Annotated in this window: 15 protein-coding genes and 1 pseudogene; all 16 read right to left on the reverse strand. The window is 37.8% G+C overall.

The window, feature by feature from the left end; all coding sequences use genetic code 11:
- Positions 1-6: 6 nt before the first annotated feature.
- Positions 7-1,149: a 1-deoxy-D-xylulose-5-phosphate reductoisomerase gene (gene dxr, locus AB3X49_RS03320; protein WP_002014547.1), complete on the reverse strand. Its 1,143-nt coding sequence runs from the start codon at positions 1,147-1,149 to the stop codon at positions 7-9.
- A gap of 23 nt (positions 1,150-1,172) precedes the next feature.
- Positions 1,173-1,964 carry a phosphatidate cytidylyltransferase gene (gene cdsA, locus AB3X49_RS03325; protein ID WP_002088171.1) on the reverse strand — a complete coding sequence of 264 codons (792 nt, stop codon included), beginning with the start codon at positions 1,962-1,964 and terminating at the stop codon, positions 1,173-1,175.
- 17 nt (positions 1,965-1,981) lie between these two features.
- Positions 1,982-2,758, reverse strand: a complete 777-nt coding sequence (uppS, locus tag AB3X49_RS03330; protein ID WP_367960511.1) for an undecaprenyl pyrophosphate synthase — start codon at positions 2,756-2,758, stop codon at positions 1,982-1,984.
- Between the two features lie 85 nt (positions 2,759-2,843).
- Positions 2,844-3,401: a ribosome recycling factor gene (gene frr, locus AB3X49_RS03335; protein ID WP_000531506.1), complete on the reverse strand. Its 558-nt coding sequence runs from the start codon at positions 3,399-3,401 to the stop codon at positions 2,844-2,846.
- 3 nt (positions 3,402-3,404) lie between these two features.
- Positions 3,405-4,127 (reverse strand): UMP kinase, encoded by a 723-nt coding sequence (gene pyrH / locus AB3X49_RS03340; protein ID WP_002014544.1) that lies wholly within the window; start codon positions 4,125-4,127, stop codon positions 3,405-3,407.
- A 66-nt stretch (positions 4,128-4,193) separates the two neighbouring features.
- The gene (gene tsf, locus AB3X49_RS03345; RefSeq protein ID WP_002088177.1) at positions 4,194-5,081 is read right to left on the reverse strand and encodes a translation elongation factor Ts; all 888 of its coding nucleotides are present in this window, start codon (positions 5,079-5,081) and stop codon (positions 4,194-4,196) included.
- A gap of 82 nt (positions 5,082-5,163) precedes the next feature.
- Positions 5,164-5,865 carry a 30S ribosomal protein S2 gene (gene rpsB / locus AB3X49_RS03350; RefSeq protein WP_002185070.1) on the reverse strand — a complete coding sequence of 234 codons (702 nt, stop codon included), beginning with the start codon at positions 5,863-5,865 and terminating at the stop codon, positions 5,164-5,166.
- 353 nt (positions 5,866-6,218) lie between these two features.
- A complete protein-coding gene (codY, locus tag AB3X49_RS03355) occupies positions 6,219-6,998 on the reverse strand; it encodes a GTP-sensing pleiotropic transcriptional regulator CodY (protein ID WP_002014541.1) in 780 nt (259 codons plus the stop codon).
- A 77-nt stretch (positions 6,999-7,075) separates the two neighbouring features.
- On the reverse strand, positions 7,076-8,467 hold the full coding sequence (gene hslU / locus AB3X49_RS03360) for an ATP-dependent protease ATPase subunit HslU (RefSeq protein ID WP_002014539.1): 1,392 nt from the start codon (positions 8,465-8,467) through the stop codon (positions 7,076-7,078).
- Between the two features lie 22 nt (positions 8,468-8,489).
- The gene (hslV, locus tag AB3X49_RS03365) at positions 8,490-9,032 is read right to left on the reverse strand and encodes an ATP-dependent protease proteolytic subunit HslV (RefSeq protein WP_002014538.1); all 543 of its coding nucleotides are present in this window, start codon (positions 9,030-9,032) and stop codon (positions 8,490-8,492) included.
- Positions 9,033-9,074: 42 nt separating this feature from the next.
- Entirely contained in the window at positions 9,075-9,974 is a 900-nt protein-coding gene (gene xerC, locus AB3X49_RS03370) for a tyrosine recombinase XerC (protein WP_078175468.1), read from the reverse strand.
- Between the two features lie 71 nt (positions 9,975-10,045).
- On the reverse strand, positions 10,046-11,350 hold the full coding sequence (gene trmFO, locus AB3X49_RS03375) for an FADH(2)-oxidizing methylenetetrahydrofolate--tRNA-(uracil(54)-C(5))-methyltransferase TrmFO (RefSeq protein WP_002066796.1): 1,305 nt from the start codon (positions 11,348-11,350) through the stop codon (positions 10,046-10,048).
- A gap of 48 nt (positions 11,351-11,398) precedes the next feature.
- On the reverse strand, positions 11,399-13,477 hold the full coding sequence (topA, locus tag AB3X49_RS03380; protein WP_002088184.1) for a type I DNA topoisomerase: 2,079 nt from the start codon (positions 13,475-13,477) through the stop codon (positions 11,399-11,401).
- Between the two features lie 144 nt (positions 13,478-13,621).
- Positions 13,622-14,491 (reverse strand): annotated as a pseudogene (dprA, locus tag AB3X49_RS03385) (DNA-processing protein DprA).
- Positions 14,492-14,579: 88 nt separating this feature from the next.
- Positions 14,580-15,482 (reverse strand): succinate--CoA ligase subunit alpha, encoded by a 903-nt coding sequence (sucD, locus tag AB3X49_RS03390; protein ID WP_000115186.1) that lies wholly within the window; start codon positions 15,480-15,482, stop codon positions 14,580-14,582.
- A gap of 19 nt (positions 15,483-15,501) precedes the next feature.
- On the reverse strand, positions 15,502-16,662 hold the full coding sequence (gene sucC, locus AB3X49_RS03395; protein ID WP_002014529.1) for an ADP-forming succinate--CoA ligase subunit beta: 1,161 nt from the start codon (positions 16,660-16,662) through the stop codon (positions 15,502-15,504).
- Positions 16,663-16,852 lie beyond the last annotated feature (190 nt).

Genomic DNA, 16,852 nt, shown 5'->3' on the forward strand with positions numbered 1-16,852 from the left:
CCTTTGCTAAATTTGTTCCATCACAAACCGTCTTGTGGCTGCGTCAATTTCCTGAATTTCCTCTAAGCTCGGACGTGCAATGACAGTGTGATGGTGCATTGCTTTTTCAATGAGGTCTTCCACTGTTAAGAAACCAATTCTCTTTTGTAAAAAAGCTTCAACAGCTACTTCATTTGCCGCGTTCATTACAGCCGGCATACTTCCACCTGTCTTTCCAGCTTCATACGCAAAACGTAGACAACGGAAACGCTCTTGATTCATTTTCTCAAAATGCAATGTTCCCATTTCCCATAAATTTAACTGTTTCGTGTCTGAAAGAGGCAATCTATCAGGATATGTAAGCGCGTATTGAATCGGTACTCGCATATCAGGTGAGCCAAGCTGTGCCATTACACTACGATCTTCAAATTCAACCATAGAATGAATAATACTTTCTTTATGTAGAACAACATCGATTTGCTCATAAGGGATACCAAAAAGCCAGTGTGCTTCAATTACTTCTAGCCCCTTATTCATCATTGTAGCAGAATCAATTGTAATTTTCGAACCCATTGACCAGTTTGGATGACGAAGTGCATCTTCTACGGTCACTTGATGCAATTCATCTCTCGTTTTATCACGAAAACTTCCGCCTGAAGCAGTTATAATTAAGCGAGAGATTCTTTTTTCATTTTCACCATTCAAGCATTGAAAAATAGCTGAATGTTCACTGTCTACTGGAAGTAACGATACATTATGTTTTCGTGCTGCTTCCATTACAAGATGCCCTGCAGTTACTAACGTTTCTTTATTTGCAATTCCAATTGTTTTTTTCGCCTCAATTGCGCGGAGTGTCGGTAACAACCCTACGCTACCTACAACAGCATTCACTACAATTTCTGTATCTGGGTGCAGCGCTACTTCTAATAAGCCTTCGCTACCATATACTACTTTTGTATTACCAGAAACAGCTTGTAATTTTAAAACATCTTCCTCTCTTTGCACAGAGACAATTTGCGGGGAAAATTCTTGAATTACCTTTACTGCATAATCAACATTTTTCCCTACAGAAAAAGCAACGAGACGGAATTGGTCTGGGTGCGAGCGTAACACATCTAATGTTTGTGTACCGATTGATCCGCTTGCACCTAGTAAACTAATGTTTTTCATGACTCCAACCCCTCGTTCATTTATTAATTGTATTGTAATAAGAAGTATAGAATTGGTAACACAAATAACCAACTATCTGTTCGATCTAAAATACCACCATGTCCAGGTAAAATTGTACCTGAATCCTTTACACCATAATGGCGTTTAAATGCAGATTGCACTAAATCACCAATTTGTCCAAAAATAGAAATGATAATCGTCAGAACGATTAAAACTCCTACATTCGCTTCAACTGGGAAGAACATATTGTAAACAAGTGCAACAACAATTCCACAAACAATACCGCCTAATGAACCTTCAATCGTTTTATTCGGACTAATTTCTGGCCATAATTTTCTTTTTCCAAATGCTTTTCCTATGAAATATGCACCTGAATCAGTTGCCCATATGACAAATAGTGCACAGAACACATATTTGATTCCTAATATTCTCGTTTCATTTAAATATAAGAATCCCATTCCAACATATGTCGTTGCCATAAGTAAAAATGAAGCATTGTCAAAAGTAAATGTATTCTTAGAAAGGACTGTATATGATAAAAGTAATAAAACAATCACAAATGTGATTTCTAATTTACCTAACCCAATCCACGTAAACAGTTCTGATGCACTACTCGGAATTAAAATAATCCACAATAATACTGCAGCTAAAACTGTTGGTACCGAAATAAGCGTAAGCTTGTTCATACGAATTAATTCATATAAACCTATAGAAGCAAGTGCATACACTAAAACTGTAAAAGGCACGCCACCGTAAATTACGATGGGAATGAATAGCGCGGCAGCAATCACTCCAGTAATAATTCTCTGTTTCACTACCAAACCCTCTCTTTCTACACGCCTCCGAATCTGCGCCCTCTATGTTGAAAGTCTGTAATCGCATTTAGCAAATGTTCCTCGGTAAAATCTGGCCAATACACATCTGTAAACCAAAATTCCGAATAAGCAATTTGCCATAACATGAAATTACTAATACGTAGCTCTCCGCTTGTACGGATTAACAACTCTGGATCAGGTAAAGAACTCGTCATTAAGTAAGAAGAAATCTTTTCTTCACTTATTTCTTCCGAACGAATTTTTCCTTCCTCACTATCTTTCACCATATGTTGCACAGCAGAAACGATTTCATCTCGACTTCCATAGTTTAACGCGAAATTAAGAATTAATCCCGTATTCTCTTTCGTATCTTCCATGGCTTTTTCCATCGCTCTGCGCGTATGCGTAGGAAGACGATCTTTTTGCCCTATTACTCGGACTTGTACGTTTTCTTCAATCAACTCTGGTAAAAATGCACCTAAAAATTCTTCTGGAAGCTTCATCAAATAATCAACTTCTTTTTTCGGTCTTTTCCAGTTCTCAGTCGAAAAAGCATAAAGAGTTAATACTTTCACATCAAGCTTACTTGCAAATTTTGTGATTTTCTTCACAACTTGCATACCTTCATGATGACCAGCAATGCGAGGCATGGCTCTTCTCTTTGCCCATCTTCCATTACCATCCATAATAATAGCAATATGTTCTGGGATATATCCTTTTTTCACTTTTTCAATGAGATGATCAAACGATGTGACCTTTTTACTTTTAAAAAAAGGAAACTTTTTAAACATCATTCATACCCTCCAACAAGCAGACGTATGCCTAAAAGTGTAAAAAGACCCCCTTAAGAAGAGGGTCATATTTGCGAAATTATCGCTATTACACTTCCATAATTTCTTTTTCTTTGTTTTTTGCGATTTCGTCAACTTTTGCAATATATTTATCTGTTTCTTTTTGGATATCTTCAGTATACCCTCTTAAATCATCTTCTGTAATGTCGCCAGCTTTTTCAAGCTTCTTAAGGTCATCATTACTGTCACGACGTACGTTACGAACAGCAACTTTTGCTTCCTCAGCATATTTTTTCACAACTTTTACAAGATCGCGACGACGCTCTTCTGTTAATGCAGGGAATGCAATACGAATTACAGTTCCATCATTAGAAGGGTTTAAGCCTAAATCTGCTTTTAAAATTGCTTTTTCAATATCACCGATAGAAGTTTTATCATAAGGTTGAATTACAAGCAAACGTGCTTCTGGAACTGTAATGTTCGCTAATTGCACAACTGGTGTTGGTGCACCATAGTAATCAACTTGTACCTTATCTAATACAGACGAGCTTGCACGACCAGCGCGAACTGTTGCTAATTCACGAGAATAAGCAGCAACTGCTTTTTCCATTTTTTCATTTGAAGACTTCAATACTTGTTGTCCCATAATTTATTTCCCCCTTACAACTGTTCCAATATTTTCGCCTAAAACGGCACGTTTAATGTTACCTTTTTCCATAACCGAGAATACAATTAATGAAATATCATTATCCATACATAAAGAAGAAGCTGTAGAATCCATTACACCTAAACCTGCTTTTAATACATCTAAGTAAGTAAGTGTTTCGTATTTCGTAGCTGTTGGGTCAATAGATGGATCTGCGCTATATACGCCATCCACATTATTTTTCGCCATTAAAATAACGTCCGCTTCGATTTCAGCTGCACGTAATGCTGCTGTTGTATCTGTAGAGAAGTATGGGTTACCTGTACCTGCAGCAAAGATAACAACACGTTTTTTCTCTAAGTGACGAATTGCTTTACGACGAATGTAAGGCTCTGCCACTTGACGCATCTCAATTGAAGTTTGTACGCGAGTTTGAATTCCAATATTCTCTAAGCTATCTTGAAGAGCTAATGAATTCATAACTGTTGCTAACATGCCCATGTAATCTGCTCCTGCACGATCCATGCCCATTTCGCTTCCAATTTTCCCACGCCAAATGTTACCGCCACCAACAACAACAGCAACCTCTACATCAAGTTCTGCAATTTCTTTCACTTGTTCCGCAACTGACTTAATAACAGCTGGGTTAATTCCAAATCCTTGCTCGCCAGCTAAAGCTTCTCCGCTCAGCTTTAAAACGACACGATTATATTTCGGTTTACTCATAATGAACCTCCAATTGCTTACATCTTTATTTTAAAAAAGGGAACACAATGTGTTCCCTAATCTGTATTAGTTGTTACCTTTTACTTGGTTCATTACTTCTTCAGCAAAGTTGTCTTCGCGTTTTTCGATACCTTCACCAACAGCGTAGCGAACGAATCCTTTTAATGTTCCGCCTTTAGACTCAACGAATTGACGAACTTTCATGTCAGGATTCTTAACGAATGTTTGGTCAAGTAAGCAAATCTCTTCAAAGAATTTGCCAAGACGGCCTTCTACCATTTTCGCAACGATTTTTTCAGGCTTGCCTTCGTTTAAAGCTTGTTGTGTTAATACTTGACGCTCATGCTCAACTTCTTCAGCTGTTACAGCATCGCGGTCGATGTATTTAGGGTTAACTGCTGCGATGTGCATTGCTACATCTTTAGCAGCTGCTTCATCAGTAGAACCTTCAAGAACTGTTAATACACCAATACGTCCACCCATGTGTAGGTAAGCGCCGAATGCATCAGCATCAGTTTTTGATACGATTTCGAAACGACGAAGTGTAAGTTTTTCACCAATTTTAGCGATTGCTTCGTTGATGTGCTCTTCTACTGTTTTGCCGCCTTCGATTGTTTGAGCCATAGCTTCTTCAACGTTAGCAGGTTTGTTAGCTAATAAGTGAGCAGCTAATTCTTTAATTAACGCTTGGAAACCTTCGTTTTTCGCAACGAAATCAGTCTCAGAGTTTAATTCTAAGATTAAACCTTCGTTACCGTTTGTTTCGATGAAAGTTAAACCTTCAGCAGCGATGCGGTCTGCTTTTTTAGCAGCTTTCGCAATACCTTTTTCACGTAAGAAGTCAATTGCTTTCTCCATGTCGCCGTTAGTTTCTGTTAAAGCTTTTTTGCAGTCCATCATACCTGCGCCAGTTTTTTCACGAAGTTCTTTTACCATTTGTGCAGTGATTGCCATGTTTTTCATCCTCCTAAAATATGTATTTATACCTTAAAAAAGGTGATAAAAGGCCGAACCCCTTATCACCTTTCCAAATTTGTTACGCAGTAACAGTTTCTTCACCTTGTTTTGATTCAAGGATCGCGTCTGCCATTTTAGATGTAAGAAGTTTTACAGCACGAATTGCATCATCGTTTGCTGGGATAACGTGATCGATTTCGTCTGGATCACAGTTTGTATCAACGATACCGATGATTGGAATGTGTAATTTGCGCGCTTCAGCAACTGCAATACGCTCTTTACGAGGGTCTACTACGAATAATGCACTTGGAAGACCTTTCATATCTTTAATACCGCCTAAGAATTTCTCAAGACGCTCTAACTCTTTTTTAAGTTGAACAACTTCTTTCTTAGGAAGTACTTCGAAAGTACCATCTTCTTGCATTCTTTCGATATCTTTAAGACGCTTGATACGCTTTTGGATTGTTTGGAAGTTTGTTAAAGTTCCACCTAACCAACGTTGGTTAACGAAGTACATACCAGCACGAGTTGCTTCTTCTTTAATAGCTTCTTGTGCTTGTTTTTTAGTACCTACGAATAAAATGTCTCCACCTTCAGCAGCGATGTCACGCATCGTTCTGTAAGCTTCCTCAACTTTTTTCACAGTTTTTTGTAAGTCGATGATGTAGATACCGTTACGCTCTGTGAAGATGTAACGCTTCATTTTTGGGTTCCAACGACGAGTTTGATGTCCGAAATGAACACCAGCTTCAAGCAATTGTTTCATAGAAATTACTGACATAATTTAGTTCCTCCTAAATGGTTTTTTGATATCCTCCGTTTACTTCATCTCTAAGCGAAACTACGAACGTAGCACCAACACTTAAATCAGTAAACGTGTGTACTTTGTACTGACACCACTGCTTACTATATCATACTGAAATATTACAATCAAGTCGAAAATGCGAACAATGTAAAACTTTCTTTTTTTTACGCTCAAATTCTAGTATTACCAACCTTCAATTCCTTTAAGCAAGGAATTGAAGGTTAATTAATAGTTTTCTAATGAATGTTGTCATGACGCCTTACGTAAGCAAAATCATTCACTTAAAAAAACAAAAAACTCTCCTCAAGCGAGGAGAGTTTTTTTATAAATTAGTTTGTTTTTAATTTAGCAAGTTCCTGTAGAAACTTGTCGTTTAGCACTTTAATGTATGTTCCTTTCATACCTAAAGAACGAGACTCAATAACACCAGCACTTTCTAATTTACGTAGTGCATTTACGATTACCGAACGAGTAATTCCTACGCGATCAGCAATTTTACTTGCAACAAGTAAACCTTCTGTTCCATTTAATTCTTCGAAGATATGCTCGATTGCTTCTAACTCACTGTAAGATAATGAGCTAATCGCCATTTGAACAACAGCTTTACTACGTGCTTCCTCTTCGATTTCTTCTGCTTTTTCACGTAAGATTTCCATACCTACAACAGTTGAGCTGTATTCAGCAAGAATTAAATCATCGTCTAAGAACTCTTGACCAAGACGAGCTAATACTAGTGTACCTAGACGCTCACCGCCACCAACGATTGGTACGATTGTAGTTAAACCTTGACCGAATAATTCTCTATTTTCTACTGGGAATGCTGTGTAGTCACTATCCACACCTAAATTTGAAGATGTTTCTGTAACATTGAATAAACTTTGCGTATACTCTTCTGGGAATTGACGCTCTGCAAGCATGTGCTTCATACGTTCGTTTTCGATTTGTTGGTGAATCGCATATCCTAATAATTTACCGCGACGACTTACAACGAACACGTTCGCTTCAATTACTTCACACATTGTGTCAGACATCTCTCTAAAGTTTACAGGCTTTCCTGCTGCGCTCTGTAATAACGCATTTAATTTTCTCGTTTTTGCTAATAATTCCATTTCAAAATTTCCTCCTACATGTTACTTACATATTTTTTCATCACTTGGAAACTAGGGCGAGTCACCTGATGACACTATTACAAAATAAACTGGCTCACATCTTTATTTTTAGCTATTGTCGCTAATTTTTCCTCAACATATTGAGGTGTTATCGTTATTTTCTCTAACGTAATTTCAGATGCCTCAAACGATAAATCTTCAAGGAGCTTCTCCATAACAGTATGAAGTCTTCTCGCTCCAATATTATCTGTATCCTGATTAACTTGATAAGCAATCTCAGCAATCTTACGAATAGCTTCGTCTGAAAATTCAATTTCTATACCTTCAGTCGCTAATAACGCCGTGTACTGTTTAATTAGCGCATTGTCAGGCTCGATTAATATTTTAACAAAATCATCCGCCGATAATTTTGTTAATTCTACTCGAATCGGAAATCTCCCTTGCAATTCCGGAATTAAATCCGACGGTTTAGACATATGGAACGCTCCAGCTGCAACAAATAAAATATAATCCGTTTTTACTGATCCGTATTTCGTTGCTACATTCGACCCTTCTACAATCGGTAAAATGTCACGTTGCACACCTTCACGCGATACATCTACGCTATTCGACTGCTTACCAGCAATTTTGTCAATTTCATCGATAAAAATAATCCCGAGCTGTTCAGCACGATAAACAGCCTCTTGTGTAACTTCATCCATATCAATTAAGCGCTGTGCCTCTTCATTTGTCAAGAGTTTTCTTGCTTCTTTTACAGAAAGTTTACGTTTTTTCGTTTTTTTCGGCATGATACTTCCTAGTGCATCTTGGAAATTCATTCCCATTTGCTCCATGCCAGTTCCTTGCAACATATCAAACATAGAAGACTGTTGTTCCGTCACTTCGATCGATATCACTTCATCTTCAAGAAGGCCTGCCGCAAGCTTTCTTTCCACATCTTGACGTTTCTTTTCGATTTCATCATCTTCCTGTGCATCAGATGTTTGGTTTGAATTTTGATTACCACCAAAAAGCATTTCTAATGGATTTTTAAATCCAGATTGTTTCTCCGGACTCGGCACTAAAATTTCAACAAGACGTTGATTCGCTTGCTCTTCTGCTTTATCTTGAACTTTAACTACCATTTCCTCTTTCACAATGCGAACAGACGTTTCAACAAGGTCGCGGACCATCGACTCTACATCTCGACCCACATATCCAACTTCTGTAAATTTTGTCGCTTCAACCTTAATAAAAGGTGCTCCAACGAGTTTCGCCATTCGCCGTGCTACCTCTGTTTTACCAACACCTGTCGGTCCAATCATTAAAATGTTTTTAGGTGCAATTTCATCACGTAAATTTTCAACTAATTTACTGCGACGGTATCGATTTCGTAGAGCTACAGCAACCGCTTTCTTTGCATCTTTTTGACCGATGATGTATTGATCTAATTTTTCCACAATTTGACGCGGAGTAAAATGTAAATGCATATAAAATGCCTCCCTTACGATTCTACAATTCTTCAACAATTATGTTGTGGTTCGTATAAACACAAATATCGCCTGCAATTTCTAAACTGGCCTTCGCAATTTGTTTCGCTGTTAAATGTTCACTTGCATGTTGCTTTAAAGCACGACCAGCAGCAAGTGCATAATGTCCGCCTGAACCAATTGCTAAAATACCATCATCTGGTTCAATCACTTCTCCTGTACCTGAAACAAGGAGCATCGTTGTTTTATCCATAACAATGAGCATTGCTTCTAGCTGACGTAGCATTTTATCACCACGCCATTGTTTCGCCATCTCAACTGCAGCGCGCTGCAAGTTGCCATTATACTCTTCTAATTTCCCTTCAAACATTTCAAAAAGAGTAAATGCATCAGCAACTGATCCTGCAAAACCAGCTAAAACTTTCCCTTGGAAAAGTTTGCGAACTTTGCGAGCTGTATGTTTCATTACAACAGCATTCCCCATCGTTACCTGACCATCTCCAGCCATTGCACATTCTCCATTATGATGAACTGCAAATATCGTTGTAGCGTGGAAATTTCCCATAGAAAAAACTCCTTTATATGTTTTTATAGCCTTAAAAGCAATTTATGCCCGCGGGTGATGCTTCATGTACACAGAACGCAATCTTTCTTTAGAGACATGCGTATAAATTTGTGTGGTTGACAAATTCTCATGACCTAATAGCTCCTGCACAGTACGTAAATCCGCTCCTTCATCCAACATATGTGTAGCAAATGTATGCCTTAACATATGGGGACTTATCCGCATTGTAAGTGAAGCTTTCTTAATGAGTTCGTTCAAAACATAACGTACACCCTGATCTGTTAACGGCTTACCTTTCGCATTTAAAAATACCATATGAGATTGTTCTTCAGTCTTTTGAGCTAACTGTTTTCTCCCGTTCTCTATATAAGTAATTAAAGCATCTTGTGCATAGCTTCCGAACGGAATATATCTTTGTTTTTTCCCTTTTCCCATCACTAAAATTGTTCCCACTGCAAAGTCAATGTCGGTAAGTTGCAAATTAACGCATTCGCTTACACGAATCCCAGTTGCATACATCAACTCTAATAAAGCTTGATTCCTTTGACCTAATGGTGCCCCTGTATCAGAAACTTCAAACAATTCCTCTAACTCTTCAGCATATAAAAACTTTGGGATTGACAATTCTTTCTTGGGAAGTGACGCAAGTGCAAACGGATTATCTTTTTGATAACCTTCACGCATCAAAAAACGATATAAACTTCGTAAGCTTGATACTTTCCTTGCGACAGATTTACGGGCTAACTTCTGATCGTGCAACGTCGTCAAGTATAAACGAACATCCGCGTATGTAACATCTAAAAAAGAGGATATGCCTTCTCGCTCCATAAATTGCACAAAATGTTCTAAATCATTTTGATAACTTGCAATTGTATATTTTGAATAATTTCTTTCAATTTGTAAATATCCAACGAATAATTGTAACAATTTCTTCACATTCACATCCATATAATTCACCTCAATAAAGGCTACTAAATCGTATCACAACTTAGTAGCCTTTGCAAGAAATTTAATTAAATATTTACAAAATTTTGAATTGTTTCCAAAGCGCGTGTAGCATACGCTTCATTTCGCTCTTGTTTCTTTTTAATTTTCTTCTCTAACGGTGTAAATAAACCAAAGTTTGCATTCATTGGCTGGAAGTTTTTCGCATTTGTCGCAGTAATATAATTCGCCATACTTCCCATTGCAGTTACAGGTGGTAATACAACTGGCTCTTCACCTTGTACAAGTCGAGCAGCGTTAATACCCGCTAATAATCCTGATGCTGCTGATTCAACATAACCCTCTACACCAGTCATTTGACCAGCGAAGAATAAATCATCACGTTGTTTATATTGATATGTTGGACGAAGCAAATTAGGCGAATTAATAAACGTATTACGATGCATTACACCATAACGTACAATCTCTGCGTTTTCTAGTCCTGGAATTAGCTGTAACACTTCTTTTTGTGGCCCCCACTTTAAATGTGTTTGGAAGCCTACAATATTGTATAATGTTCCTGCTGCATCATCTTGACGTAACTGAACAACCGCATACGGTGTTTTCCCTGTTTTCGGATCTTCTAACCCAACAGGCTTCATCGGTCCAAATACTAACGTCTGTCTTCCTCTACTTGCCATAACTTCTACTGGCATACAACCTTCAAAGAAAATTTCTTTTTCAAATTCTTTTAAAGGCACTGTCTCAGCAGCAATTAAAGCCTCATAAAAACGATCAAACTCTTCTTCTGTCATTGGACAGTTTAAATATGCCGCTTCACCTTTATCATAACGGGATTTTAAATATACTTTATTCATGTCAATGCTGTCTTTCTCAACGATTGGCGCTGCAGCATCATAGAAATAAAAATAATCTTCACCTGTTAGTTTTTTTAATTGTGCAGAAAGATCCGGAGACGTAAGTGGACCTGTCGCAATAACAGTTGGTCCCTCTGGAATTTCAGTGATTTCCTCATTCATTACAGTTACGTTCGGATGATTTTTCACATATTCAGTCACTTTCGCCGCGAATTCATGACGGTCTACAGCTAAAGCACCTCCTGCTGGTACAGAGCACTCATCAGCTGCACGAATAATGACAGAATCCATTAGACGCATTTCTTCTTTAATAACACCAACAGCATTTGTCAATGTGTTTGCGCGAAGTGAGTTACTACATACTAATTCAGCAAATTTATCTGTATGATGAGCTGGTGTTTGCCTTACTGGTCTCATTTCATATAATTTTACTTGGACACCACGCTTTGCAATTTGGTAAGCTGCTTCGCTTCCTGCAAGACCTGCGCCAATGACGTTTACTACTTGTGTTGTCATATATATCACCTTTCCTTTTCTTCCCGAAAAAAATGTGAGCAGTTACGCTCACATTTGTTGTTCTTCTTCATAATCACACGAAATACATTGTACTTGCACGCCTTTTTTTAACTTTTTCTCTACGAGCATACCTTCACACTTCGGACATTTACGACCTATCGGCTTATCCCAAGATACAAAGTCACATTCTGGATACGTACCGCATCCGTAGAAAAGGCGTTTCTTTTTATTACTACGGCGTTCAATAATTTGCCCTTTATCACACTTCGGACAAGTAACACCGATTTCTTTTACAATCGGTTTTGTATTACGACATTCCGGGAAATTTGAACAAGCCATAAACTTCCCATATTTACCCATTTTAAAGACCATCGGGTGACTACATAATTCACAGTCTTCCCCAGCTGGTTCATCTTTAATTTCCACTTCACGCATTTCTTTTTCCGCTTTTTCTAAGCGCGGTTCAAATCCTACGTAGAAATCATCAACAATTTTCACCCAATTTGCATTTCCTTCTTCTACTTCATCAAGGCTTTGCTCCATATTGGCAGTAAATTCAATGTTAATAATTTCTGGGAAAAACTCTAAAATAAGTTCGATTACTATTCCACCAAGCTCAGTCGGAACGAAGCGTTTATTATCTAAAGCAACGTATCCTCGTTTTTGGATTGTTTCAAGTGTCGGTACATAAGTAGACGGTCTCCCAATTCCAAGCTCTTCAAGTGTTCTTACTAGACGAGCCTCTGTGTAACGCGGCGGAGGCTGTGTGTAATGTTGCTTTGGTTCTATATCTTTTGAAAATACAGTTTCACCTACTTCTAACGGTGGCAACATCTTATCCTTTTCTTCCGCACCATCATCTTTCGACTCTACGTACACTTTCATAAATCCTGGGAACTTTACAACTGATCCACTTGCACGGAACTGAACATTGTTATTAATGAGTTTCGCTGTAACAGTATCCATTATAGCAGATGCCATTTGACTTGCAACAAATCGCTCCCAAATCAGTTTATACAAACGGAGTTGATCACGACTTAAGAAACTTTTTAGTTCCTCTGGCTTTCTCATTACCGAAGTAGGACGAATCGCCTCATGCGCATCTTGTGCTTTCGACTTTTTCGTTTCTTTCCTCTTCTCTGTTCCTATGTATTCCGCACCAAACGCCTCAGTAATGTAATCACGAGCCTCTGTTTGAGCTGTTTCTGAGATACGTGTTGAATCAGTTCTCATATACGTAATAAGACCTACAGTCCCTTGTTTTCCAAGATCTATCCCTTCATACAGCTGCTGTGCAAGCATCATTGTTTTCTTTGCTCGCATATTTAACTTACGCGCTGCCTCTTGTTGCAAGGAAGATGTTGTAAACGGTAATGCAGGGTTACGCTTTCGCTCTTTTCGCGTTACATTTTCAACCGAAAACGCATTGTCTTTCATCTTTTCGATTATTTCGTTCACTTGTGCTTCGTTCGTTAATTGAACTTTTTCACCATCTACACCGTAAAAGCTTGCTTCAAATGTGTCTTTCCCTTTCACAAATTCTGTTTTAATTGTCCAGAATTCTTCAGGTTCAAAACTTTGAATTTCTTTTTCACGTTCGATGATTAAACGAACTGCTACAGATTGTACGCGTCCTGCACTTAATCCTTTTTTTACTTTCTTCCATAATAAAGGACTAATATTGTAACCAACAAGACGATCGAGTATACGCCTTGCCTGTTGTGCATCTACTAAATCCATATTAATTGCACGAGGATATTTAAATGATTCTTTTATTGCATCTTTTGTAATCTCATTAAATACAACTCGGCAATCTGATTCAACGTCCACATTTAACGTATTTGCTAAATGCCAAGCAATTGCTTCTCCTTCACGATCCGGATCGGCCGCGAGATAGACTTTCTTTGCTTTTTTTGCCGCTGATTTTAAATCTTTTAAAACGGGACCCTTACCACGAATGGTAATATACTTCGGAGTGAAGTTATTCTTTACTTCTATCCCCATTTGGCTTTTAGGTAAATCGCGGACATGTCCCATGGACGCGACGACTTTGTATTTTTTCCCTAAATATTTTTCAATGGTCTTCGCCTTAGAAGGCGACTCCACGATTACGAGGTAATCTGACATGCTAGTGCCTCCTTAAGAGGTGGATTCAAGTCTTCATCAATCTTATTGATTTCTCTTGTTTTTGTCAATCAAGAATGAATATACCATACAGCGACAATCTACCATTTGTCAATAATTGTTTAATAAAAACATAAAAATATATGGTTAATTTAAAATTTCTTCAAGGATATCCTCCGCATTTCTTACTAGCTTGGCGCCTTGTTGAATTAGATGATTCGTTCCTGCTGCACTCTCTATAAATATAGGTCCAGGAAGCGCAAACACCTCTCTATTTTGTTCTAGCGCAAGGTCTGCAGTAATAAGGGATCCACTTCTCGTTTTTGCTTCTACAACTAAAACACCTTTACTTATACCGCTAATAATTCGATTTCTTTTTGGGAAATACCATTTTTTCGGCACATAATGGGGCGGATACTCTGTCAATAACAATATATAATCTTTCCACGTGTCATATAAACCTCTATTCTCCTTTGGATACATATAAGATAATCCGTGTCCTAATATTGCAATGGTCGGGCAATGCTGCCTTACTGTAACTTCATGAGCAATTGTATCTATCCCTCTTGCAAACCCACTAACAATAAGCCATTCTTTTTCAAGTAAAGGTTGTAAAATAAACTTCATACTCTCCTTTCCATATAAAGACGGTTCTCTCGTTCCAACAATCGCTAATTTATTTACTTTATTTAGAAAATATCTTTCTCCTTTTCCGTATAAAACAAAAGGGGGATCTTGTATTTCTCGCAGTAATTGTGGATAGTCCTTATCCCATATTGTTATATAAAATATTCTCTTTTTTTCTAACTGGGATACATATTGTTGGAGATTTGAAATTTGAAGAAAATTTACTAGTTCTAAAGATTTTTTCGAGGATATTCCAGCGTAATATTCAAATTATTTCGGACTAAAAGTGTATATTCCCTTCAGTTCTGGATCAACATATAGTAGTCTCTCCATCGCCTTCCAATGATCCGCCAACATGTAATGAAGGTGCAATAAACGTTCTCTTTTCATCTCAATTCTCCTTACCCATAATTTTTATTATGTAAACAAAAAATGTGTAAAAAGACACCCTCTAATAAGAAGGTGTCTTTCAAAAAGATTAGTAGTTTTTACAAGTCTCAAATAATCCCTTTTCTTTTAAAACAGAGATTAATGTTTCACCCATAACAGCTGGTGTTTCCGCTACTTTAATACCACAAGCTTCCATTGTTTTAATCTTTTCAGCAGCAGTTCCTTTGCCGCCAGAAATGATCGCCCCAGCATGACCCATACGTTTGCCTTCAGGCGCTGTTTGACCACCAATGAAGCCTACAACTGGTTTTGTCATATTAGCTTGTACCCATTCTGCTGCTTCTTCTTCTGCCGTACCGCCGATTTCACCAATCATAATTACAGCATGCGTTTCTTCATCTTCATTAAATGCTTTTAACGCATCAATAAAGTCCGTACCGTTAACAGGGTCTCCCCCGATACCTACAGCAGTAGATTGGCCAATACCTTCTTGCGTTAACTGATGTACAGCTTCATACGTTAATGTACCAGAGCGAGATACGATACCAACATGACCTTTTTTGTGAATATATCCTGGCATAATACCAATTTTACATTCGTCAGGTGTAATGACACCAGGGCAGTTTGGTCCAAGTAAACGTGTATGTTTACCCGCCATATATCTCTTTACATTTACCATATCTAATACAGGGATTCCTTCAGTAATACATACTACTAAATCAATCTTTGCATCAACTGCTTCCATAATTGCATCAGCCGCAAAAGCGGGTGGAACGTATACAACTGAAGCGTTTGCGCCTGTTGCTTTCACAGCATCTTCTACTGTATCAAATACTGGTACGCCTTCAATATCAGTGCCACCTTTACCTGGTGTTACACCACCTACAATTTTCGTACCGTATTCAATCATTTGCTTTGTATGGAATAACCCTTGAGAACCTGTAATACCTTGAACAATAACTTTTGTATCTTTATTAACTAATACGCTCATTTTTCTCCCCCGCTTTCTATTAGCCCACTAGTGAAACAATTTTTTGTGCACCGTCTGCCATAGATTCTGCTGCAACAATATTTAAACCAGACTCATTTAAAATTTTCTTTCCTAGCTCTACGTTTGTACCTTCAAGACGTACAACTAAAGGCAACTCAAGACCTACCTGCTTCGTCGCTTCAATAACACCTTCTGCGATAACATCACACTTCATAATGCCACCAAAAATGTTAACGAAGATACCCTTTACATTTTTGTCAGAAAGGATAATTTTGAATGCTTCTGTAACTTTTTCAGCTGTTGCGCCACCACCAACATCTAAGAAGTTAGCCGGGTCACCATGGTAATGTTTAATGATATCCATTGTAGCCATTGCTAAACCTGCACCATTAACCATACAACCGATATTTCCATCTAAAGGAATGTAGTTTAAATCATATTTAGAAGCTTCAATTTCTTTTGAATCTTCTTCTTCAAGATCACGAAGTTCTAAAATGTCTTTATTGCGATATAACGCATTAGAATCAAAGTTTAATTTTGCATCTAACGCCATAACTTTACCATCACCTGTTGTAACAAGTGGATTAATCTCAGCGATAGAGCAATCTTTTTCGATAAACGCACTGTATAAGCCCATCATAAACTTCACAGCTTGTCCTACAAGTTCTTTTGGAATATTGATGTTAAACGCGATTCTACGCGCTTGGAAACCTTGTAAACCTACTGCTGGATCAATATATTCTTTAAAGATTTTTTCAGGCGTTTTTTCTGCTACTTCTTCAATTTCTGTTCCACCTTCTTCAGATGCCATTAAAACAACTTGAGAAGTTGCACGATCTAATACAAGACCTACATAATATTCTTTTTTAATATCGCAACCTTCTTCGATAAGTAAGCGTTTTACTTCCTTACCTTCAGGACCTGTTTGATGCGTCACAAGTGTAGTTCCTAAAATGCTTTCTGCATATGTACGAACTTCTTCTAAATTTTTCGCAACTTTTACACCGCCAGCTTTGCCGCGTCCACCAGCGTGAATTTGCGCTTTAACTACACATACTTCCGTTCCTAATTCTTTCGCTGCTTCTACAGCTTCTTCTACTGTAAATGCAACCTTCCCGTTCGGAACGCTAACCCCATAGCTTCTAAGGACTGCCTTACCTTGGTACTCATGGATATTCATGGTCCCATCCTCCCCTGTTTTCCTGTTTTACTCGAAAAGTTTTTTAATGTTTAAAAAACATTACATTGCCATTGTATAAGATGATTGGCACGCTGTCTACAATAAAGTGTCAGAAAACTGAAATCGCTTTATTCTTTTTCGAAAATAATAATGTTTATATACCAAAATAAAAAATAAGCTGTGAATATAC

The organism is Bacillus sp. C30 (assembly GCF_040838255.1).
Classification (GTDB): domain Bacteria; phylum Bacillota; class Bacilli; order Bacillales; family Bacillaceae_G; genus Bacillus_A; species Bacillus_A mycoides.

Coding starts and splice junctions, on each gene's coding strand:
- dxr (WP_002014547.1), bottom strand. CDS start 1,149: ATGAAAAACATTAGTTTACTAGGTGCAAGCGGATCAATCGGTACACAA.
- uppS (WP_367960511.1), bottom strand. CDS start 2,758: ATGATGTTTAAAAAGTTTCCTTTTTTTAAAAGTAAAAAGGTCACATCG.
- frr (WP_000531506.1), bottom strand. CDS start 3,401: ATGGGACAACAAGTATTGAAGTCTTCAAATGAAAAAATGGAAAAAGCA.
- pyrH (WP_002014544.1), bottom strand. CDS start 4,127: ATGAGTAAACCGAAATATAATCGTGTCGTTTTAAAGCTGAGCGGAGAA.
- tsf (WP_002088177.1), bottom strand. CDS start 5,081: ATGGCAATCACTGCACAAATGGTAAAAGAACTTCGTGAAAAAACTGGC.
- rpsB (WP_002185070.1), bottom strand. CDS start 5,865: ATGTCAGTAATTTCTATGAAACAATTGCTTGAAGCTGGTGTTCATTTC.
- codY (WP_002014541.1), bottom strand. CDS start 6,998: ATGGAATTATTAGCAAAAACGAGAAAATTAAATGCGTTATTACAGAGC.
- hslU (WP_002014539.1), bottom strand. CDS start 8,467: ATGCATTTACATTTTACTCCGCGTCAAATTGTGGAAAAATTAGATCAA.
- hslV (WP_002014538.1), bottom strand. CDS start 9,032: ATGGGAAATTTCCACGCTACAACGATATTTGCAGTTCATCATAATGGA.
- trmFO (WP_002066796.1), bottom strand. CDS start 11,350: ATGACAACACAAGTAGTAAACGTCATTGGCGCAGGTCTTGCAGGAAGC.
- topA (WP_002088184.1), bottom strand. CDS start 13,477: ATGTCAGATTACCTCGTAATCGTGGAGTCGCCTTCTAAGGCGAAGACC.
- sucD (WP_000115186.1), bottom strand. CDS start 15,482: ATGAGCGTATTAGTTAATAAAGATACAAAAGTTATTGTTCAAGGTATT.
- sucC (WP_002014529.1), bottom strand. CDS start 16,662: ATGAATATCCATGAGTACCAAGGTAAGGCAGTCCTTAGAAGCTATGGG.